The organism is Clostridia bacterium (genome assembly GCA_028698525.1).
Classification (GTDB): Bacteria; Bacillota; Clostridia; order JAQVDB01; family JAQVDB01; genus JAQVDB01.
The window spans coordinates 1-22,074 of the sequence record JAQVDB010000029.1 but is presented as its reverse complement, the minus strand read 5'-3'; the positions used below and the strand labels follow the sequence as shown (position 1 = coordinate 22,074).

Below are 22,074 nucleotides of genomic sequence, written 5' to 3'. Positions count from 1 at the left end.
CTTTATATATCCAGGTTTCTAACAGCTTTAGCATTTTCCTGTATAAACTCTCTCCTAGGCTCAACCTTGTCACCCATCAATATATTGAATACTTCATCAGCTGCAATAGCATCTTCCAGAGTTACTTTTAATATTGTTCTCTTATCAGGTCTCATTGTTGTTTCCCAAAGCTGTTCAGGATTCATTTCTCCCAACCCTTTATACCTTTGTATGTCTACTCCTTCACGTCCTATCTCATTTAAAAATTCGTCAAGTTCTTTTTCACCATACACATAGTGTTCTCTTTTACCTTTGCTTACTTTGTATAAAGGTGGTTGTGCTATATACACATACCCAGCATCTATAAGCGGTCTCATATACCTGTAAAAGAATGTAAGTAATAAGGTTCTTATATGCGCTCCGTCCACATCAGCATCTGTCATTATTATTATCTTGTGATATCTAGCCTTATTTATATCAAACTCTTCATCTATTCCTGCACCAAATGCAGTTATCATAGCTTTTATTTCGTTATTATTCAGTATCTTATCAAGTCTTGACTTTTCAACATTTAATATTTTACCTCTTAATGGAAGTATAGCTTGAAATCTCCTGTCTCTTCCCTGCTTTGCAGACCCCCCTGCTGAATCACCCTCCACAATATAAATCTCACACATGGCAGGATCTTTTTCAGAACAATCAGCTAGCTTTCCAGGTAGAGCAGCGCCATCTAACACGCTCTTACGTCTGGTCAATTCTCTAGCTTTTCTAGCAGCTTGACGGGCTCTGGAAGCGCTTATAGCCTTATTCACTATGTTCTTTGCTTGAGACGGGTTCTGTTCCAAAAAGTATGTGAGGCCTTCTGAAAGTATAGATTCTACTACGCCCCTTACTTCTGTATTTCCAAGTTTTGTTTTAGTTTGACCCTCAAACTGCGGATCTATTAATTTTATGCTCAATATAGCTGTTAAGCCTTCCCGTATATCTTCACCGCTTAAATTTTCTTCATTTTCTTTTATAAGTCCACTTTTTCTGGCATAATCATTTACACTTCTGGTAAGGGCACTTTTAAAACCGCTCAAGTGCGTTCCACCCTCATAAGTATTTATATTATTAGCAAAACTATAAATATTTTCAGTGTATGAATCATTATATTGCATGGATATTTCAACATGCATCTTTTCTTTTTTTCCTTCGACATATATAATATCCTGATGTAATACTTGCCTATCTTTATTCAAATATTTTACAAAAGATATTATCCCGCCTTCATAATAAAACTCTTGCTTTTTCCCCAGTCTTTCATCTTTTAATACTATTCTTATTCCTTTGTTTAAAAATGCAAGTTCTCTCAACCTACGCTTTAATGTATCGTAATTAAATTCCAATTCATCAAATACATCTTGATCCGGTTTAAAGCTTATCTCGGTACCGGTATCCTGTGTTTTACCGATTACCTCAAGACCACTCACAGCTTTTCCCCTCTTATACACCTGCCTATATATCTTATTATCCCTTTTTACCTTTATTTCAAGCCATTCAGATAAAGCATTTACAACCGAAACACCCACTCCGTGAAGTCCACCTGATACTTTATATCCGTTACCCCCAAATTTTCCACCTGCATGCAGCATGGTTAATGCTACTTCAACAGCGGATTTATTTATTTTAGGATGCATGCCAACAGGTATGCCTCTACCATCATCTATAACAGTTACAGAATTGTCTTTATTCATTGTAACTTTTATATTTTTACAGTATCCTGCTAATGCCTCGTCTATACTATTATCTACCACTTCATAAACCAAGTGATGAAGTCCTTTAGCACCGGTGCTTCCTATATACATTCCCGGTCTTCTTCTGACTGCTTCCAATCCTTCTAATACTTGTATTTGCGATTCATCATAACTCTGTCTGTCTTTCAAATTTATGCCCCCATTCCTAATACTATTATTTTTATATCATTTGGTTTGCATCTTCTATAAAACCAACTCTTTTCAAAAGGGTTACCGAAGAAATCGGCGACATATAAACCACTATATTTTCATTGTGTTCTGTTAATATAAAAGATTTGGTTTTAAAATCTGTTATTTTCCTTACAAATCCTTCTTCTTTTGTTATATTCAAAAATTCTTTTGTAGAATTAGATATATCTTTACAATTGATATCAAATATGCCAATTATATCTTTAACACGAATGGCTGTATCTCCTCCTATATGGATGAACATAAAAACACCTCCATTTTTAAATAAATTACTCAACCTTTATTATTATATACTTATTTAAGCATTAGTAAAAGCACAGCAGATTATTTTTTGTGTTTTATACTTCCATTTATCACAGTAAAAATCTTTGGTCTATCTCCATAAAAAGACTCACCGATAGTTTTATCGGTACTTGTTATTATTGTCTGCACATTTTTTAGGGTGTTCATTAAAAATTTCTGTCTTTTGTAATCCAATTCAGACATAACATCATCAAGCAGCAATATAGGATATTCACCGATTTCTGACCTTATAAGTTCTAATTCAGATACCTTTAAAGCAAGCGCTACAGTTCTTTGTTGACCCTGGGAACCGAATTTTCTCATATCAATATCATTTACAAAAAACTGCATATCATCCCTGTGTGGACCTGCTGTAGTAGTTTGAAAATTTATATCTTTTTGCAAATTATCTTGAATTTTTTCCTCGAACCTTCTCTTTATTATTTGCAAACTTTCTCCTTCATTGAATTTTACATCAGGTCTATATAAAATTTTCAGTTCTTCTTGTCCATCTGTTATCTTTCTATGGATCAATCTTGACTTGAAAGAAAGCTTTTTTATAAAAAGTCTTCTTTCAAACATTATTTGAGAACCGAGTTCAATAATCTTTTCATTCCACACAGGAAGTGTGTGTAGAAGTCTCTTGTTTAACTTAATGTCTTTAAGTAAAGTATTCCTCTGGTAAAGCGCTCTCTTGTACTCAAGCATCAACTGATAATATCTAGGCTTTAGCTGAAATAATTCATCGTCAATAAATCTTCTTCTCTCTGAAGGTCCTTCTTTTATTAACTTTAAGTCTTCAGGTGAAAACATAACTACATTTAAATTTCCAAAAAGATCTGAATGTCTTTCTATTAAAAAATCGTTTACCTTTATCTTTTTGCCTTTTTTATTATTTATAGCTATCTTGATAGAAGATTCCCCTTGGTTCTTTAATATATTTACACCTATAAAGCAAGTATTCTTGTGCCATTTTATCAATTCCTTATCATTGGCTGTTCTGTATGATTTTCCAGTACTACATAAATATATTGCTTCCAATATATTTGTTTTTCCTTGTGCATTATCCCCTACCAAAAAATTCAGCTGATTATCGAATTTTATATCAATATTTTCATAGTTTCTAAAATTTATCAACTTAACAGCCTTTACATACAAAACTAACACCTCAAGTCATTCTACTATAAGTTTTATTTGCTCATTTATTTCAATTACATCGCCTTTATAAATTGTTTTTCCTCTTTGATTTACAGTGGATCCATTAACTTTTATAACACCCGACTTTATAATATTCTTTGCATGACCCCCTGTTTCAGCTATTTGTGACCATTTAAGCAACTGATCTAATTTGATACTTGAAGTATCCAATTTAACTTTAAGTACATCCATATACATCACCTTATCCTCACAGGGAGTATTAGATAGATAAAATTATCACCATCAACTGGAGTTACAATACAGGGACTGACATTTGTGGTATAATTTATCATTATTTCGTCATCATCTATCGCCCTCAGAGAATCTATTATATATCTACCGTTAAATGCTATTTCTAGATCACTGCCTTCTATATGTGCATTTACTTCTTCATAGCACATACCTATTTCAGAATCTGAGGTTATAGCTATTTTATCATCTATTATATTTAATTTTATCAGATTGTTTTTATTTTCATTTTTACTATTTTTAGACATCAAGGATGCCCTTTCAATACTATCCAAAAAATCCTTGGTTTTTATTCTTACTCTGGTCTTACCCTCTTGAACTTCATTGTTTAGATCTCCTGTAGGATCTATTATAGATCTATAATTTATAAATTCACCTTCCAATAGCCTTGAAGTTATCCTTGTATATCCTAGATCAAATAGCACTTGGTTTTCTTTAAATATTATGCTCATGTTTTCTTGTTCATCTGAAATTATTTTGCTTATTTCATTTAATGTATTGCCTGGTACTACAACATTAACAGGTTTGTGTCCTCTTGAAATCTTACCCTTTCTCAAGGACAGTCTATATCCATCTAATGTAACTATAATTATATTTTCGTCATCGATTTCTATCAATCCGCCTGTAAGTATTGGTCTAGTCTGTTCTTGGGCTATAGAAAAAACCGTGTTTTTTATCATGTTCTTAAGCAAATCCTGTGAAACTTCTATAGGATCAACTTCTTCTATTGCTGGTAAAGCAGGAAATTCTTCAGCATCTTCACATTTGAGTGTAAAATTCGCCCTTCCACTTTTTATATACATATTCCTGTTGGAATCCACTTCTATTTGTATGTCTTCTTCTGGTAGTTTTCTTATTATTTCAAAAAATAAACCCGATGGTACTGCTATACTTCCATCTTCCTGTATATCTGATTTTATAAACGTCTCTATCCCTAATTCAAGATTATTCCCAATTAATCTCAACATTCCATTTACAGATTCAACTAATATACAATTTAATATGGGCAAAGTCGTTCTAGATGAGACAGCTTTTTGAACAATTTGAAGTCCATTTAATAAATTTGATTTGTTACAATAAAATTTCAATTGATTGACCTCCTTTTATATGTTTTAAACATATTGAGTAAAAATTCATTTTGAAAGCTAGTTCCTATATGTGTATATATAAATATATATAGTAATAATAGTAGTAAGGGCTGTTGATATGTTAATAAATTATCCTAAGGCATATAACTGTGGATAAATTTGATGTTGAGAAGATGTGGATAACCTTTCAAATCTATCATACTTTATCCACATCTTTTTAATTCTTTATTTTTTCCACCAGAGAATCTATTATATCCCTTAAATTATCGTCTGTCTTTAAATCATTAGATATTTTTTCATGAGCATGTATAACAGTTGTATGATCTCTTCCTCCAAATTCTTCACCAATTTTAGGGAGTGAAGAATCGGTGAGCTCTCTTGAAATATACATAGCTATTTGTCTTGGGTATGATATAGATCTTGTCCTCTTTCTGGATTTAAACTGTTCTACTTTTAGATTAAAATGGTTTGCTACTATTTCTTGGATCAAAGGTATTGTAATGATTTTTGGTTTATTATCTGGAAGTATGTCCTTTAATGCTTCTTTTGCCAGATCTATATCTACCTTTTTGTTTGTCAAGGATGAATATGCGGCTATACGTATTAATGCTCCTTCTAGCTCACGTATATTGGATGCAATTTTCTCGGCAATGTATAGCATGACTGAATCGTCAACTTCTATATTTTCCATAGTTGCTTTCTTTTTCAATATAGCTATCCTAGTTTCAAGGTCTGGGGGTTGTATATCTGATATCAAACCCCATTCAAATCTTGATCTGAGCCTGTCCTCCAATGTAGGTATTTCTTTAGGAGGTCTGTCGCTGGATATAATAATCTGTTTGTTTGCTTCGTGTAATGTATTGAATGTATGGAAAAATTCTTCCTGTGTTCTTTCTTTTCCAGCTATAAATTGTATATCATCTATTAGGAGGACATCTATTGTTCTATACCTATTTCTAAATTCCACGTTTTTATCGTCTCTTATTGAATTTATAAGTTCATTGGTGAATTTTTCAGATGTCACGTATAATACTTTCGTATTAGGTGTATTGTTCAATATAAAATGACCTATAGCATGCATTAAATGGGTCTTACCCAGTCCTACCCCTCCATAAATAAAAAGAGGATTATATGCTTTAGCAGGGGCTTCTGCTACAGCTAGTGAGGCAGCATGTGCGAATCTATTGCTGTTTCCTATTACAAAAGTGTCAAATGTATATTTAGGATTAAGTCCTATAAATCTCCTTTTTTCTGTTTGATCCTTACTTGAAAATGAGGTTTCGTTTATATTCGCATCAACTATTTGGTCAGATAAAACTAAATTTACACTAAAATCCTCATTAGTCACCTGTTTAAGTGAATTTGTAATGAGAGATATGTACCTTGCTTGAATAATTCCACGTATAAAATCATTAGGTACTTCAAGGCTTATGATGTTATCTATTATAGATATTGGTTTTATTGACTTTATCCAAGTATTGAAACTAACCTCAGTAAGTTCATCTTTAAGCAATTCTAATGTTTTATTCCATAATTGGGGAATATTGCCGTCCATTTAATGACCTCCTGCTCTTCTATTATTGGTTAAAAAAAGTGCTAAAAGTACAATTAGCACTTAATTATAGATAAAAATGCCTTTATAAATAAAAATTACCAATTATTTTAAGTTTATTATATTTCAAATAAAAAAAATTATACACATTTTATACACATATATATACTTGTGGAATCTTTACTTGTGTATAAGTTTGAAAATGTTGACAATAATTTATAGCTAGATTATGTTTATCATATATCAACATAATAAACAAGGACTCTATGTATTATAATAAACAGTTTAAAATGCTGTTTTTATTAAAGTGGAAAAACAAAAATAAATTAATTATACACATGTTTATCCACAATCTGTGTATAACTTATGTTAATTTACTTTTTTATAGTTATCCACAATCCGTATTTATAATATCAGATTAATTGTGGATAATCAACAAGGAAAAAAAGTTATCCACAATTAATAGAATGGACTTTATCCACAAAAAGTATATATGATAGATCTTCTGTTATTCTTGACATATAAAGTCTTAATAGAATATAATACAATAGTAATATAATGGTGATATTTGTGGAATACTGAAAGGAGGTATAAATATGTTAAGAACATATCAGCCTAAAAAAAGACAAAGAAAAAAAGTTCACGGATTTAGGGCGAGGATGAAGACAAAAAATGGTATAAAGGTTATTAAAAGGAGAAGAAAAAAGGGAAGAAAAGTCCTTACAGCATAAAGGTTAAAATAAGACCGCTCTAGGGGTGGTCTTTTTTCGCCTTGGTGGGAAATAGGAGAAGTTTAGCTTATGAGTAGTATGGAAAATATTAAAAAGAATAAAGATTTTGTTAGTATATACAGAAAGGGCAGATCAATCTCTAATAGACAATTGGTATTATATTATAAAAAAAATAGATTGGTTGAATCCAGATTTGGCATATCTATCAGTAAAAAAGTAGGCAACAGTGTTACGAGAAACAGAATAAAAAGGATTATTAAGGAGAATTTAAGGAAGAAGTATGATAAAATAAAAAAAGGATATGATTTAGTTTTTATAGTTAGAGTAGGAGCTTCAAATATGAATTATAATGAGGCAGGATGTTCTATCGATGACTTATTGAAAAGAGCAGGATTGTAAAGTTTTTTTAGGAATAGTGATCTGATAATGATAAAAAAATTTATGCTGGGAATTATAAGGTTTTATTCAAAATATATATCGCCTTTAAAACCACGAACATGCAGGTTTTATCCTACTTGTTCTAGATATTCATATTTGGCTATTGAAAAGTATGGGGTTATAAAAGGATTATATTTGACTGTAAAAAGGCTGTTAAAATGTCATCCTTTTCATTCTGGCGGATACGACCCCTTGAGATAGAAGAAATTTTGTATTATCAATTGATTGTATTGAAACTTTGTGTAACATCCACTCTGTTTCACAATGTACTAGCATAATAAAAAAATAGGGGGGATACCCAAGTGTGGAAAGCTCTGATTGGTTTTTTAGCAAAAATACTCGAGTTTTTATATAATAATGTAGCCTTTGAAAATTGGGGAATTGCTGTTATTGAATTTACCGTTTTGATTAAATTGATATTATTTCCGCTTACTTATAAACAGCTGGATTATCAGAAGAAAATTCAGCAGCTTCAGCCTGAATTGGAAAAAATTCAAAAAAAGTATAAAAATGATAAGGATAAACTGGGGCAGAAGACAATGGAGCTATATCAAAAGAACAATGTAAGTCCTTTAGGTGGTTGCTTGCCCATGCTTATACAACTGCCAATTATATTTGCTTTGTTTTATGTTGTGAGGGAGATAGATTTTGGAGGACAAGGGTTTTTGTGGATCAAAAATATGGGGTTGCCAGATGCTTATGTAACCAAGGATATGGCCGGAAATCCTTTGACGCCTTATTTTAATGGATATTATATATTGCCTGTATTAGCTGGTGTTTCTCAGTTTTTATCTACCAAAATGATGATGTCACAAAATGAAGCTGCTGCAGATAATAAGATGATGACATACTTTTTTCCGATTTTTTCAGCATATATATGTATAAAGTTCCCTGCAGGCTTGTCTCTTTACTGGTTTGCAAGTAACTTATTTCAAATGATACAGCAGTATTTTATGAGCCCGGCCAAAAAGCCAATGAATGAGGGGGCAAAATAAATGCAAAAAGTAGTTAAAATGGAAGGAAGAACCGTACAGGAAGCTATTGATCTTGCTTTAAAAGAGCTTGATGTAAACAAGGATGAAGTTGATATAGAGATTCTTGAGCATCCGAGCAAGGGTTTGTTTGGTTTGATTGGCGGTAAACCTGCGTTAGTAGAGGTAAAGACAAAAGAGACAAAAGGTAAAATTGCAAAAGAGTTTTTACAGCTCTTGTTGGACAAAATGGGTATACAAGCAGAGGTAGATGTAAAAGAACAGCAAAATACTATATATATGGATATAAAGGGTAAGGATATGGGGATAGTTATTGGATATAGGGGACAGACTTTGGATTCGTTGCAGTATATTGTCAGCCTTTATGTCAACAAAGATGCTAAAACTTATAGGAGAATAATACTGGATACCGAAAATTACAGAAGTAAAAGAGAAAAGTCCTTAAAAAGGCTTGCCATGAAGATGGCTGAGAAAGTTAAAAGGACTGGTAAAAATATTATGTTGGAGCCCATGAATCCTTATGAGAGAAGGATTTTACACGCAACACTTCAGAATAATCCATATGTTCGTACTCACAGCGAAGGACAAGAACCGTATAGAAAAGTCATGATAACGTTAAAATAGATTATTTTGTTTTACATAAACCCAGTATAAGGACTTATACTGGGTTTATAACTATCATAAAGAGTATTTGGAGATGATGCATTTGGAATTCATGGATACTATTGCTGCAATAGCCACTCCTCCCGGAGAAGGGGGAATAGGGATTGTTAGGATAAGTGGCGATAGGGCTGTAGAGATTGCAGACATGGTATTTAAACCTAAAAGTGGTAACAAATCTAGCGATATAAAATCAAGAAGGGTAACTTATGGTTATGTAATCGATAGGGATGGGAACCAAAATATTGATGAGGCTTTGATGACTATAATGAGAGCTCCTTATTCATATACAATGGAGGATGTTGTAGAAATAAGCTGTCACGGTGGGTTTATGAGCGTAAAAAAGACCCTTGACTGTATTTTAAAAAGCGGAGCTAGGTTAGCAGAGCCTGGCGAGTTTACCAAGAGAGCATTTTTAAATGGACGAATAGATCTTTCACAAGCCGAAGCAGTGATGGATATAATAAGCTCTAAAACAGACATGTCCTTATCTGCATCTGTCAACCAATTACAAGGGAATCTTACTAAAGAGATAAAAAAAATGAGAGATAAGCTATTAGAAATGCTGGCCAAAATAGAAGCTAATATAGATTTTCCTGAAGAGGATATTGAAGAGGTTTCATTAAAAGAGTTAGAATACGGCATCGATGATGTATTGAAAAAGATAAGAAACCTGCTGGATACATCAGAAGCAGGGATGCTGGTAAAAAATGGGATAAAGACTGTTATTGTAGGAAGGCCTAATGTAGGAAAATCTTCCCTTATGAATGCATTACTAAAACAGCAAAGGGCTATTGTTACCGATGTTCCTGGGACAACTAGGGATTTGATTGAAGAGTATATTAATATAAAAGGAATATTGATGAGGATAATAGACACAGCCGGTTTAAGGGATTCTCATGATTTGGTTGAAAAAATAGGCGTCCAAAAGACAAAGGAAACAATACAGCAAGCGGATCTGATAATATTTGTAATAGATGGATCTGAAAAGATAACCGATGAAGATAGAAAAATACTTGATATAATCAAAGACAAGAAGGTTCTTATAATAATAAATAAAATAGATCTTGCCTATAGGGTAGATATTGAAGAAATAAAGGAATTTTTAGGTGATAAGTCTCTTATAAAAGCCTCGGCAAAGGAAAATATAGGGATGGATATCATTGAAGATGCTGTAGCGGATATGGTTTTTAAAGGTGAAATAAAGATGGGCCAGGATTTGATGATTACCAATATGAGACATAAACTAGCCCTTGAACAGGCGGAGAAGAGTTTGGAAAAAGCCATGAATACTTTGAATAGCGGTTTGCCTATAGATTTTATATCTATAGATATAAGGGAGACATGGATGAATCTTGGCAAAATAACTGGAGATACTGTAGAAGAAGATGTTATAGATAAAATATTTAAAGACTTTTGTATAGGGAAATAGAGGTGGTCGGATGGAATATATAGCTGGTGATTATGATATTGTTGTTGTTGGTGCAGGGCACGCAGGGTGTGAAGCGGGACTTGCCTGTGCTAGACTAGGATTTAAAACTTTGATTACTACCATAAACTTAGACAGCGTAGCCATGATGCCTTGCAATCCATCTATAGGAGGTACTGCAAAAGGGCATTTGGTTAGAGAGATAGATGCCTTGGGCGGGGAGATGGGAAAGAATATCGATAAAGCTTTTATACAATCTAGGATGATAAATACGGCTAAAGGACCAGCAGTTCATTCGCTTAGGGCACAGGCTGACAAAAGCATGTATCAGCAGCAGATGAAAAAAACCTTGGAAAAACAAGAGAATCTGGAAATAAGGCAGACCGAAACTAAGGAGATAATAGTAGAAGATGGTAAGGTTACTGCAATAAAAACCAATACAGGGGCTATATATAAATGTAAGGCTGCTATACTTGCTACAGGGACATATTTAAGATCAAGAGTGATAATAGGCGAGGTCAATTACAGCAGCGGACCCAATGGATTATTTCCGGCTAACTATTTGTCGGAAAATCTTAAAAAGTTAGGTATAAGGCTGATGAGGTTTAAGACAGGAACACCTGCAAGGGTGAATAAGAGGTCACTTGATCTTGAAAAAATGAAAGAACAGCCTGGAGATGAAAAAATTATACCGTTTTCATTTATGAGTGGAAAGTTGGACCGTCAACAGATATCATGCTGGTTAACATATACCAACGAAACAACCCATGAGATAATAAGAAAAAATATTAACAGATCACCCTTGTATTCAGGACAGATAAAAGGGGTAGGTCCTAGGTATTGTCCTTCTATAGAAGATAAGGTAGTAAGATTTAAAGAAAAGACAAGGCATCAGGTTTTTATAGAACCTGAAGGAGAGAATACTTTAGAAATGTATGTGCAAGGATTGTCTTCTAGCCTTCCAGAGGATGTACAGATAGAAGTCTATCGAACTTTGCCCGGGATGGAAAATGTGGAAATCATGAGAACTGCATATGCTATTGAATACGACTGTATAGACCCTACACAATTAAAATTATCACTTGAATTTAAGGATATTGAGGGACTTTTTGGAGCAGGGCAGATCAATGGAAGTTCTGGTTATGAAGAAGCTGCCGCTCAAGGACTTATTGCCGGTATTAATGCGGTAAGAAAGATTGAAAATAAAGAGCCTTTGATATTGGATAGGTCTGATGCATATATTGGAGTACTGATAGATGACTTAGTAACTAAGGGAACTAATGAACCCTACAGGATGATGACATCAAGAGCTGAATACAGGCTTTTATTGAGACAGGATAACGCAGATTTACGGTTGACTGAGATAGGGAGAAAGGTAGGGTTGGTAGATGATGAAAGATATAAGGCATTTAAAGACAAAAAAAATGGCATTAATAAGGAATTGGAGAGAATAAAAAATACTATAATAAAACCAAATGAAAAGGTCCAGAAATTAATGATTGAATGCGGGAGCAAAGAACTTAAAAGTGGTATAACTATATATGATTTGCTAAAAAGGCCTGAATTAAATTATGAAAAAATAGAAGAAATTGATGTTGAAAGACCCCATCAACTTTCGGAAGATATTATGCAGCAGGTTGAAATACAAGTAAAGTACGAGGGCTATATAAAACGCCAGATGAATCAAGTTAAACAATATAAGAGGCTAGAAAATAAAATAATACCCGAGGATATAGACTATAACGATATAAAAAGCTTGAGGATAGAAGCAAAACAGAAACTGGCTGATATAAGACCAAGATCGATTGGACAGGCCTCTAGGATATCGGGTGTATCCCCTGCCGATGTGTCGGTATTGCTTGTTTATATAGAGCAAATCAATAGAAAAAAGGCAGATGATAAATGAGTGAAGAATTTATTTAAACAAAAAGCCATGCTTATGGATATTGATTTGGATGATAAAAAATTGCATCAATTTGAGACTTTTAAGATGATGTTGTGGGAATGGAATAAAAAAATGAATCTAACAGCTATAACGAAAGAAGAAGAAATTATTGATAAGCATTTTATAGATTCGTTGACTATAATAAAAACGGGATATATAAGAGAAAATATTCGTTTAATTGATGTGGGAACAGGTGCAGGTTTTCCGGGAATACCTTTAAAAATAGCGGTGCCCGATATTAAGCTGGTTCTTATAGATGCCCTTAAAAAAAGGACGGTTTTTATAAAAGAGGTAATCACACAATTAAAATTAGATGATATAGAAGTAATACATGTTCGGGCAGAAGAAATTGGCCAAGATAAGAGGTACAGGGAGAGATTTGACGTGTGTGTGTCTAGAGCTGTGGCATCGCTGGATGTGTTGTCAGAGTATTGTATTCCGTTGGTCAAATTAGGAGGAGTTTTTATAAGTCAGAAGGGACCAAATATTGAAAATGAGTTGAATTATGATTCTAAAAAAGCTATTGAAATTTTAGGCGGATCAATCAAGGACATTATTCAAATATATTTACCTAAAACAGACATTGAAAGAAAGTTAATAACTATTGATAAGATAAAACAAACGCCGACAAAATTCCCTAGAAAACCAGCAAAAGTGAAAAAATACCCTATAGCAGCAGAAAAATAGAGAAAAATGCGTTAAACCCCCCATAAACCAAAAATATAAAAAAATACAACAATATTTGATCAAATAAGAAGGATTATTAGAATTTATATCGAATACAATAAATAAGTATAGGTGTCAAATATGTTTTTAATTCAATTGCCAATAGATTAGGCATCTATATATATGGGGGGATAGTAATGTTAAATTTAAAGGAAGTATTGGATAGCCGAAGTGGACAAGCAATTGAAAAAATACCTATAGATTTTATAAGACCAAATCCATATCAACCTAGAAAGACATTTGTACAGACTGGATTAGAAGAGTTATCTGAATCTATAAAGGAGTATGGAGTTTTACAGCCCATAAGTGTTAGAAAGACTGGAAAAAATACATATGAGCTCATTGCTGGTGAAAGGCGTCTTAAGGCAAGTAAAATTGCAGGATTCAAGTATATCCCGTGTATTGTAATGAATGCTGTTGATCAGGATTCCGCAATAATAGCTTTGATTGAAAACTTGCAAAGGGAGGATCTTCACTTCCTAGAAGAAGCTGAAGGATATTATAATCTTCTCAATGATTATAATATGACACAGCAGCAGTTGGCAAAAAAAGTTGGAAAAAAGCAATCTACTATAGCTAATAAGCTAAGGATATTAAAGTTGGAAGAGAAAATAAAGGAAAAGATAGTAGAACATAATTTAACTGAAAGACATGCAAGAGCTTTATTAAAGATTCCTGATTCAGATTTACAAGAAGAGATAGTAAATAAGATAATAGAAAAAAATCTCAATGTTAAAACCACTGAAGAATTGATAGATAAAACTATATCTAGGATATATGAGAAGAACAAAGATTCTCAAAACAAAAGAATTGTAATAAGAGCATACAAGGATTTAAGAATTTTTTTTAATACTATTAAAAAAACTGTTAAGATAATGAAAGATGCAGGTTTAGAAGCGAAATACATGCAGGAGGATAAGGGAGATTTCTTTGAAGTGATAATAAAGATACCAAAGTCAAGTGTTAAGAACAAAAAAGTTAAATTTTATTAAATAAAAGTAAAAACCCTATTATTATAAAGGCAAGACCTGCTCCAGTTTGTAAATATGTAGTAGGTATTGTTTTAGATAGGATAGAGCCTGAAAAAACACCTATTAGAGTGCTCAAACAAAGAGCAGTTACAGCACCTAAGAAAACAGCAAGCCATGATTTACTTTCAGCAGCTAGCAGCATGGTGGCTAGCTGTGTTTTATCCCCTAATTCAGCCATAAATATTATACCTAAAGTTGTAATAAAAATTTTAAACATGAGTAATACCTCCCTAATTTTTATGAGCAACCCTTTCTTTTTTTTGCTTTTTTTATAAAAGATAATGCTGATAGCGACCCAATTGAGTATCCACATAATGCCCCTATGATAATGCTTATGAGGAATGATACATAGTGCATCTGTGTTAGAAAGTTGGAAAAAAGCATTTTTTCTATATTTAAAGCTATGCTGGATGGCAGTGAAACAATCCATCCGTAGATTATTGTTTTATCGGAGAAAAGTGGTATCCAGGAAAAAAATGCCCAAGCAATTCCTAAACATGTAGTTTTTGATTTTAAAGTTGATTTGATATACAATATTACCATCCTTCTTTATTTATTCTTCATTCTATTCACCGAGCTTTACTATCCAAATATTTATTAGCAATTCATTTACCTTAAACACAATCTATATAAATATATATTCTAAATATGCAAGGATATAACAATAAAATGTTTTTACCCTTTAAGAAAAGGTGAGTTTGGAATATAATTATAAATGAGTATAAGATAATTTAAGGAGTGAGTTCTTTGGGAAAGGTAATTGTAATTGCCAATCAAAAGGGTGGTGTTGGTAAGACTACAACAAATGTAAATTTGAGTGCGTGTCTTGCTATGAGGGGAAAGAAAGTTTTGACAATAGATATTGATCCACAAGGCAATACAAGCAGTGGATTGGGCATTGATAAGGACGATGTAGAAAAATCAATATATGATGTTTTAATAAATGGAGAAGATATAAAACAAGCAATTGTAAAAACAGATATAGATAATTTATCAGTGGTCTGTTCTAATATAGAATTGGCAGGGGCAGAAATAGAGATGGTATCTATGATTTCTAGAGAAACTATATTAAAAAGGGCTATTGAACAAATAAAAGAAGAATATGATTATATTCTTATAGATTGCCCTCCTTCCCTAGGGCTGCTGACAATAAATGCGCTAACGGCAGCAGATAAAGTGCTGGTACCTATACAGTGCGAATATTATGCTCTGGAAGGACTGACTCAATTAATTAATACTATAAAATTGGTTCAAAAACATCTAAATACTGAATTGGATGTTCAAGGCGTGGTTTTGACCATGTTTGATGCAAGGACAAACCTATCAATTCAAGTAGTAGAAGAAGTGAAAAAATATTTTAGGGACAAGGTATATAGAACTATAATCCCTAGAAATGTAAGGTTGGGGGAGGCACCAAGTCACGGGATGCCAATAACTATTTATGATCCAAAATGTCCAGGTTCGGAAGCTTATAATGACTTGGCAGATGAACTGATCGAGTATGACAATGATGAGGATGTGATATAAAATGGCTAAAAGGGGATTGGGAAGGGGATTAGAGGCTTTAATCCCTGATAGTGCAAAAGATGATGATATAAGAGAAGTAGATATTTACAGCATTGATCCAAGAAAAGATCAGCCAAGAAAAAAATTTGATGAAGATAGTTTAAAAGAACTTGCTCAATCTATTAAAAATCATGGACTTGTACAACCTATAATATTAAAACCCCACGGGAATAGATATGTCATAATAGCGGGGGAGAGGAGATGGAGAGCATCAAAAGCAGCAGGAATCAAAAAAGTGCCCGCAATAATTAAAAGGATGGATGAACAGCAAACACTAGAGGTTTCCCTTATTGAAAATCTGCAAAGACAGGATTTAAACCCAATTGAACAAGCTGAGGCCATCAATGTGTTGATAAAAAAACACAGCATGACACAAGAACAGGTTGCAAAAACATTAGGAAAAAGCAGACCATCTATTGCGAATATATTGAGGCTTTTGTCTTTAGATGATGTTGTAAAAAAATATCTTCAAGAGGAAAAGATAACCTATGGACATGCGAGGGCGCTTTTAGCTATCAGCAACAAAGAGATACAGAGAGAGATTGCGCAAAGGATAACAAAAGAAAATTTAACTGTAAGAGATGTTGAAAAGCTTATTAGAGATATGAACAAGAGGGAATCGGAGAAAAAAAGCAAACCAGCAAGACAGAAGGATGTACATATAGTTGGAATAGAAGAGGAGTTTGGTAATTTATTTGGAACCAAGGTGAACATAGTGAAGGGAAAGAAAAAAGGGAAGATAGAGATAGAGTTTTATAACAATGATGATTTTGAGAGGATATATGAAATACTCAACAATATAAAATAAGGAATGTTCCACGTGGAACATTCCTTATTTTATATCATGCTGCCAACCAAGATTTTTGGTTGAATATCTATATACGGTTTGTTTACCTTGCACTGCTGTCTTTATTAATGTGACATCAGCTACCTACGGGACTTGTGTGCAAGACCTTTCATGCGATAAATATTTAGATAAAACTACGACTCACTTCATTTTCTGTATTACGCTTGCCAAGTTTTATTAGCCAAATATTTATGAGCACTTCATTCATCTTGCATACAAGTCCCTGCTTGGTGGTTTAACCCAAATTATTGTTGAGGGAGTATATGATACCCGGAGCTGCGACTTAATGTGCTATACTATATATTCAGGATTTATATATAAAATAGTGCGCTAGAGTGTGGAGCCCGGAAGATATCATACACTTTCGAATTGCTATGCCTTACGAGTTGTCCTATTAACTGGCTATATATTGAATCTTGCAAGGGGTATTGATATGTTTTTGCTTAATATATACTTTACAATGAAGGTTTACATAGGAAGTAGAACTTGTTTTATTGAGCATTATCAAGCAGGGGTCAATGCAGGAGAAATGTAGAGCATATAAAAAAATCTTGGGTAAAACCCCGAGATTTTTTTATAATATAGAATTCAATACAGATATAATCATATTTGAATTATAAAACATTTTTGCAAAATAAGATTTATCCACCAATCCATATAGTTGAGGTATCGGCGCAAATGAAAGTCCAACTATAAGTAATGCGAAGACTACGAAATTAAAGAAGAAACCTCTTATAAAACCAAAAGCGAGTCCAAACAAACTATCAAATTGTTTCAATACAGGGATGTTAGTCATATATTTAAAACCTGATATAATAAAACCAATCAATATTCTTATAATCAAAAGTAGAATCAAAAAGCTTATTATATTGAGTATAAGATTTGAAATACTAGTTGATAAAAATATTCCTATCTGATTTGTGCCCATTGTTTTATATGCTTGGTTTGCAAAATCCCTTTCAAGAACCCCTAAAAAAGGACTGGGGAGATCGCTGGTGTTGAGCAGATTATTAAATTTAGATGGAGCAAATGAATCTATGCTGCTGTTGCTGATTTCTGCAGCAGGTGTTACAGAGCTACCTAAAAGATCGGCTATTATTGATGTAATCCCGGTTTTAGCAAGCAGGAATCTTGAAAAAACAGGATAAAAAATCAAAGCTCCTATAAAAGAAGCAAAAAAGGCAAATAGCCCAGCGAAGGAGACGATAAATCCTTCATAGAGTCCAATGCTGCTGCTTATTATAATAACAGCAATTGCCAACAAATCTAAAGCATTCATATTATTGACCTCCGAAATATAGTGTTATATTTTAAATGCGTAGATATAATCAGAAGTTTCAAGGATAACCATGTTTTTAGTTGCATTCATAGATAATATATCCTCGTTAATATCAAATTCCCTCATATTTAAATCAAAAGGGTCCAGTATACAGAACTTTCTCTTTTCCCAAATCAATATTAAATCTTTTGCAAAAGAAATATCAACAATCTGATTTGGAAGTTTAAATTCTCCCGTTTGCTTCCCATCTTCATTCAAAAAAATTATGTAATCTGAGCTGTCTATTATATTGCTTTTTCTTAATGGGGAAGTGATCAAAGCTATAGAATTCCCATAATTGTATAGCTTATCTATATTTCTTGAATAATATTCTTTTTGCCATAAAATTTGATTATTTTTATTGTAACACATAATATTTCTTTTACCAATAGTAATAATTTTGTCTTCATTTAATAATATAGTTTTAAATGAAGGCTGATGGATATTCACTAGATTTTTTAGTTCAAAATTATTATCATAGACGAATATTTTGTTATCAATCTTTCCTTGTTCAGTATATATAGTATATATAAGTAGATTGTTTACATATTGGTTAAATGAAATATCAGTTATAGTTTCATCGATAAAAAACATAGAGTGCTGTAGCTTTCCCTTAGGTGAAAAAATTTCTATTTTATCGTGCTTGTCCTTTATAAGATGTACCAAAATATTCTTTTGTATAGATTTCACATCGAATATATTAAAGTCGAATTTCTTTGTCCATATTATTTGGGCTTTTTTATCTAAAAAGTGTAATGCATTGCTATTCTTATCTGATACAAACACTCCCTCATCTACAGGATAAAATTTTGGATCGCTCACAGCAATTTGTGCAGAAGATACGTCTAAGGTTTTCATATCAATGAAACTCAAATTTCCCTCATCATAAGATAAAACAATATCATCACATAGAAAGTATGATACACCATTTTCTTTTTGTATTTTATTTACTATTTTAGGTGATTTTACATCAATAATAAAAGATGAAATAAGGGGTTGGAAGGATACAAATATCCCGTATGCTATAGCGACCAGGACAATAGCTATTAATATTTTAAAAGGTATACTAAAAGATTTTTTTGCCATATCCAGATCCCTTCTTATTCTTTCGTAAGATATTTATAAAAAATAGTAATACTATGCTAATTCCTATTATACCAAATAAAGTGTATAGATATTTTATTAAAACAGAAAATTTTATCAATGAGATAGGTATAGACGCAAAGCAGAACAAGAACGAAAGAAAAACTTTGTTTATACTCCAATTATGGCTTATTTTAAATATACATGCATATCCGGAAGATAAGGCGGTAGTATAAATTGCTATTTGTAGAAGTACAATATAGAAAAACTTGAAGGGTTTCCCCATGAGGGAAGAGATAGCAAGCATTGGTATTTCGAGGTTTTTAATGGTTAGAGGACTTAATGAAGTTGCTGATATCAATAAATATAGCAATATGAACAGTGATAAAGAACTCAATATGCCAATCCAAAAAGCCGAAGATGTATTTGAAATAAACTTTGCTGAGAAAGGTAAAATTATTAGTGCTAGTATGCTATTATATCCCAAGTATAAAACAGCACTTAATAGCCATGAACAAGAGGACTGTATATTATAAGTGGTTTTATAAGACATTTTATGAGTATAGAGTAAACAAATCAGTATTGTGCCTATCAAAAGAAGGGGAATTATTATTGAATTTATCGTTGATATTCCTTCTATATCGTATATAAAAGATAAAAAGCAAGCCACACTAATAAAAAAGATACCGTAAAAATAAGTGAAGGATAAAAACTGTGAAAAAAGGGCGCCACTTGCCGACAGCATTACACAATATACAGCAAAACAAAAGGAATATATAACCACATCTATAAGCACTCTTTCTTTTTTACTAGTGATTGATGAAATAAAGTCAGGGAAGTTATCAATATTATTCTTTTTTGAATAGATTAGGATAGAAGATATCAGCAAAAAGAAAAGAAAGCAGATGAATGCAGCCCCATATAAGCCATACTTTCCGTACAAAGAGAAAAATTCAATAACTTCTTTTCCGGTGATAAAGCCGGCTCCTACTATAGAACCTATTATCAAACTAGATACCTTTAAAACACCTTTGTTTTCCATAATTCAAACTCCTATTTAAAAACATTTAAATTTTAATGCCTGATAACCTTTCGTAAAATTAGATTTTATCATTTTAGTCAGTTAACTATATTGATAGTCTTTTAAAATGTATGAATTAAACTCAATAAAAATGAATACTATATAATATCAGTTTTATCATGGACGTAGATATCCAGTATTAGAATTAAAGGCATCATACCTATTATTAGAAAAAGTTTCAAGGGTGCAGTTGATGAATTAAACATATATATTAAGGGAAAACTGACAAGGAAAACATATGATAGGAAAAGCAGGTTGGTGCCGAAAGTAAAATAATGGAGGAGCGAAATGATAAAAAACCAAATATCTGTAAATATACAAGATCCTAACCCTAAAACAAAGTTCTGTCGTGCTTTTGAACATTATTTTAATAAACTATTTATCGGATATGAGGATATCATAATTTTATGCATAGGTACTGATAGATCCACCGGAGATTCATTAGGTCCTTTAATTGGATATAAACTCGAGGATATTGAATATAAAAATGTACATATACTAGGAACCCTTGATAATCCTGTACATGCTAAAAATTTGCAGCATCATATACTGGATATAGAATCCCGATATTCCAATCCCTTTGTAATATCTATAGATGCATGTTTAGGGAAAGGAAACAGAGTGGGTTATATAGCAGTAGGAGAAGGGCCCATAAGGCCAGGTGCTGGGGTGAATAAAAAATTACCTCCTGTAGGGAATATGCATATAATAGGGATAGTTAATATAGGAGGATTTATGGAATATATTATATTGCAAAACACTCGATTAAATTTGGTGATGCGGATGGCAGATATCATCACCCATGGGATAGAATACAATTTATGGAAAATCATTAGAACAGAAAATCTTTTGTAGTTTTTCAGAAAAGCGGACTATATAATCTATTGGATAATATATAGTCAATGTATTCTATATCTTTTTTATATGCGTTTATAAGTATTGCTCCTACATGTTTGGAGTCATTAGAAAGAATATTTTCATTCCTAAAGGTGCTAGATATCAATTGGGTCAATTGTCCCTCAGTGTCATCTTGTTGATGATAAATTATAGCATCTATATGCCCATAGTATTCCCCAAATTCCACCACAACATAACCTTTGTTTTCTAATTCAATTTTTAATTTTTCAAGTTCAGGTTGCACTGCAATTATCATAAAAACACCTCCCTATTATAGTATTCGCTGTAAGGAGGCGTTTAATGTATCGCTGATGATCAAATCTCTAAGTTTAACGCATCAGCGATTGCTTTTAGCTCTTCTTCAGATAAGGGGTATTCTGATTTGCCATATTTTACAGGTTTTGCATATAGAGTTGAGCTGTTTCGTGTACGAAGACCTGTAAGGATTAATCCGGAATTACTATTATCCAGCAATGCGATTGAAAAACTTAATTCGCTGCCAATATCGTTGAAGGCATCATAACGCACTATTCCTATCTTTTGTATACATGTATCCATGTCCCTTTCTATAACATTTAATTTTAGTTCACTTACCGATAACTTTTTTTGAAATTCATCTATCCTATCAAGTTGATTGTTTAAAAGAACTTCTAAATTTTTATTGTCTAATCCTCGCATAAGTTTTTTATACTTTTTTTTATATATGGAACAAGTTATAGAATTAGATACAGCGAGAAATATTAGCAATAATATAATAAATGAATACAAGAGAAGTACAAGCTGCCAATTCTCTTGGATAACTTTGAAGATGAAGTCCATATCAAAACCTCCAGTTTTTAGTAGATGATCAAATAATCGAATGTGTGCCTTTGTTTTGGACACGTTATTTTGTTTCGAAGTTTATTTATTTTAAGCTTCCTGCATAAATACTACCTAATATTGTATTTTAAACTTAATTATATATATATTCAATAAAAAAAATGAAATATCCTGCTGGC

General features: G+C 32.4%; 25 protein-coding genes. 13 read left to right on the top strand and 12 right to left on the bottom strand.

Annotation, left to right across the window (positions count from 1 at the left end; genetic code table 11):
• Positions 1 to 2: 2 nt before the first annotated feature.
• From gyrB to dnaA, 6 genes are all read right to left on the bottom strand, one after another.
• Positions 3 to 1,910 carry a DNA topoisomerase (ATP-hydrolyzing) subunit B gene (gene gyrB, locus PHP06_05810; GenBank protein MDD3840073.1) on the bottom strand — a complete coding sequence of 636 codons (1,908 nt, stop codon included), beginning with the start codon at positions 1,908 to 1,910 and terminating at the stop codon, positions 3 to 5.
• 25 nt (positions 1,911 to 1,935) lie between these two features.
• Positions 1,936 to 2,208, bottom strand: coding sequence for a DUF370 domain-containing protein (locus PHP06_05805; protein MDD3840072.1), 273 nt, complete (start codon positions 2,206 to 2,208; stop codon positions 1,936 to 1,938).
• Between the two features lie 80 nt (positions 2,209 to 2,288).
• The gene (gene recF / locus PHP06_05800; GenBank protein ID MDD3840071.1) at positions 2,289 to 3,413 is read right to left on the bottom strand and encodes a DNA replication/repair protein RecF; all 1,125 of its coding nucleotides are present in this window, start codon (positions 3,411 to 3,413) and stop codon (positions 2,289 to 2,291) included.
• 6 nt (positions 3,414 to 3,419) lie between these two features.
• Entirely contained in the window at positions 3,420 to 3,641 is a 222-nt protein-coding gene (locus PHP06_05795) for an RNA-binding S4 domain-containing protein (protein MDD3840070.1), read from the bottom strand.
• Positions 3,641 to 4,780, bottom strand: a complete 1,140-nt coding sequence (gene dnaN, locus PHP06_05790; GenBank protein MDD3840069.1) for a DNA polymerase III subunit beta — start codon at positions 4,778 to 4,780, stop codon at positions 3,641 to 3,643. The genes PHP06_05795 and dnaN overlap by 1 nt, the downstream gene beginning before the upstream one ends.
• Positions 4,781 to 4,997: 217 nt before the next feature.
• Entirely contained in the window at positions 4,998 to 6,335 is a 1,338-nt protein-coding gene (dnaA, locus tag PHP06_05785; GenBank protein ID MDD3840068.1) for a chromosomal replication initiator protein DnaA, read from the bottom strand.
• A 593-nt stretch (positions 6,336 to 6,928) separates the two neighbouring features.
• On the opposite strand from dnaA, the gene rpmH reads away from it, so the two are divergent.
• The 9 genes from rpmH (at position 6,929) to noc (ending at position 14,245) form a co-directional block, all read left to right on the top strand.
• Positions 6,929 to 7,063, top strand: a complete 135-nt coding sequence (gene rpmH / locus PHP06_05780) for a 50S ribosomal protein L34 (protein ID MDD3840067.1) — start codon at positions 6,929 to 6,931, stop codon at positions 7,061 to 7,063.
• A 69-nt stretch (positions 7,064 to 7,132) separates the two neighbouring features.
• The gene (gene rnpA / locus PHP06_05775; protein ID MDD3840066.1) at positions 7,133 to 7,462 is read left to right on the top strand and encodes a ribonuclease P protein component; all 330 of its coding nucleotides are present in this window, start codon (positions 7,133 to 7,135) and stop codon (positions 7,460 to 7,462) included.
• A gap of 27 nt (positions 7,463 to 7,489) precedes the next feature.
• Complete coding sequence (gene yidD, locus PHP06_05770; protein ID MDD3840065.1) at positions 7,490 to 7,702, top strand: membrane protein insertion efficiency factor YidD; 213 nt, start codon at positions 7,490 to 7,492, stop codon at positions 7,700 to 7,702.
• A gap of 101 nt (positions 7,703 to 7,803) precedes the next feature.
• A complete protein-coding gene (locus PHP06_05765; GenBank protein MDD3840064.1) occupies positions 7,804 to 8,496 on the top strand; it encodes a YidC/Oxa1 family membrane protein insertase in 693 nt (230 codons plus the stop codon).
• On the top strand, positions 8,497 to 9,117 hold the full coding sequence (locus PHP06_05760; protein ID MDD3840063.1) for a protein jag: 621 nt from the start codon (positions 8,497 to 8,499) through the stop codon (positions 9,115 to 9,117).
• Between the two features lie 76 nt (positions 9,118 to 9,193).
• Positions 9,194 to 10,585, top strand: coding sequence for a tRNA uridine-5-carboxymethylaminomethyl(34) synthesis GTPase MnmE (gene mnmE / locus PHP06_05755; protein MDD3840062.1), 1,392 nt, complete (start codon positions 9,194 to 9,196; stop codon positions 10,583 to 10,585).
• Between the two features lie 10 nt (positions 10,586 to 10,595).
• A complete protein-coding gene (gene mnmG, locus PHP06_05750; protein ID MDD3840061.1) occupies positions 10,596 to 12,488 on the top strand; it encodes a tRNA uridine-5-carboxymethylaminomethyl(34) synthesis enzyme MnmG in 1,893 nt (630 codons plus the stop codon).
• Between the two features lie 27 nt (positions 12,489 to 12,515).
• Positions 12,516 to 13,214, top strand: coding sequence for a 16S rRNA (guanine(527)-N(7))-methyltransferase RsmG (rsmG, locus tag PHP06_05745; GenBank protein ID MDD3840060.1), 699 nt, complete (start codon positions 12,516 to 12,518; stop codon positions 13,212 to 13,214).
• Between the two features lie 176 nt (positions 13,215 to 13,390).
• Entirely contained in the window at positions 13,391 to 14,245 is an 855-nt protein-coding gene (gene noc / locus PHP06_05740) for a nucleoid occlusion protein (protein ID MDD3840059.1), read from the top strand.
• Here noc and PHP06_05735 read toward each other — a convergent pair.
• On the bottom strand, positions 14,232 to 14,501 hold the full coding sequence (locus PHP06_05735; GenBank protein MDD3840058.1) for a TMEM165/GDT1 family protein: 270 nt from the start codon (positions 14,499 to 14,501) through the stop codon (positions 14,232 to 14,234). The genes noc and PHP06_05735 overlap by 14 nt on opposite strands.
• Before the next feature lie 20 nt (positions 14,502 to 14,521).
• The gene (locus PHP06_05730) at positions 14,522 to 14,818 is read right to left on the bottom strand and encodes a hypothetical protein (GenBank protein ID MDD3840057.1); all 297 of its coding nucleotides are present in this window, start codon (positions 14,816 to 14,818) and stop codon (positions 14,522 to 14,524) included.
• Positions 14,819 to 15,031: 213 nt separating this feature from the next.
• On the opposite strand from PHP06_05730, the gene PHP06_05725 reads away from it, so the two are divergent.
• Both PHP06_05725 and PHP06_05720 read left to right on the top strand, forming a co-directional pair.
• Entirely contained in the window at positions 15,032 to 15,811 is a 780-nt protein-coding gene (locus PHP06_05725; protein ID MDD3840056.1) for an AAA family ATPase, read from the top strand.
• A gap of 1 nt (position 15,812) precedes the next feature.
• Positions 15,813 to 16,658 carry a ParB/RepB/Spo0J family partition protein gene (locus PHP06_05720; protein MDD3840055.1) on the top strand — a complete coding sequence of 282 codons (846 nt, stop codon included), beginning with the start codon at positions 15,813 to 15,815 and terminating at the stop codon, positions 16,656 to 16,658.
• A gap of 613 nt (positions 16,659 to 17,271) precedes the next feature.
• Here PHP06_05720 and PHP06_05715 read toward each other — a convergent pair.
• The gene (locus PHP06_05715; protein ID MDD3840054.1) at positions 17,272 to 17,976 is read right to left on the bottom strand and encodes a CvpA family protein; all 705 of its coding nucleotides are present in this window, start codon (positions 17,974 to 17,976) and stop codon (positions 17,272 to 17,274) included.
• Positions 17,977 to 18,000: 24 nt separating this feature from the next.
• Positions 18,001 to 19,101, bottom strand: a complete 1,101-nt coding sequence (locus PHP06_05710; GenBank protein ID MDD3840053.1) for a DUF5711 family protein — start codon at positions 19,099 to 19,101, stop codon at positions 18,001 to 18,003.
• Between the two features lie 281 nt (positions 19,102 to 19,382).
• Here PHP06_05710 and PHP06_05705 point away from each other — a divergent pair, with 281 nt between their 5' ends.
• A complete protein-coding gene (locus tag PHP06_05705; GenBank protein MDD3840052.1) occupies positions 19,383 to 19,634 on the top strand; it encodes a hypothetical protein in 252 nt (83 codons plus the stop codon).
• A gap of 833 nt (positions 19,635 to 20,467) precedes the next feature.
• Complete coding sequence (gene yyaC, locus PHP06_05700; GenBank protein MDD3840051.1) at positions 20,468 to 21,034, top strand: spore protease YyaC; 567 nt, start codon at positions 20,468 to 20,470, stop codon at positions 21,032 to 21,034.
• A 4-nt stretch (positions 21,035 to 21,038) separates the two neighbouring features.
• Here the strand turns inward: yyaC and PHP06_05695 are convergent, their stop codons facing one another.
• Together PHP06_05695 and PHP06_05690 are read right to left on the bottom strand one after the other, a co-directional pair.
• Complete coding sequence (locus tag PHP06_05695) at positions 21,039 to 21,332, bottom strand: YkuS family protein (protein MDD3840050.1); 294 nt, start codon at positions 21,330 to 21,332, stop codon at positions 21,039 to 21,041.
• A 59-nt stretch (positions 21,333 to 21,391) separates the two neighbouring features.
• Complete coding sequence (locus PHP06_05690; protein MDD3840049.1) at positions 21,392 to 21,895, bottom strand: DUF4446 family protein; 504 nt, start codon at positions 21,893 to 21,895, stop codon at positions 21,392 to 21,394.
• Positions 21,896 to 22,074: the final 179 nt, after the last annotated feature.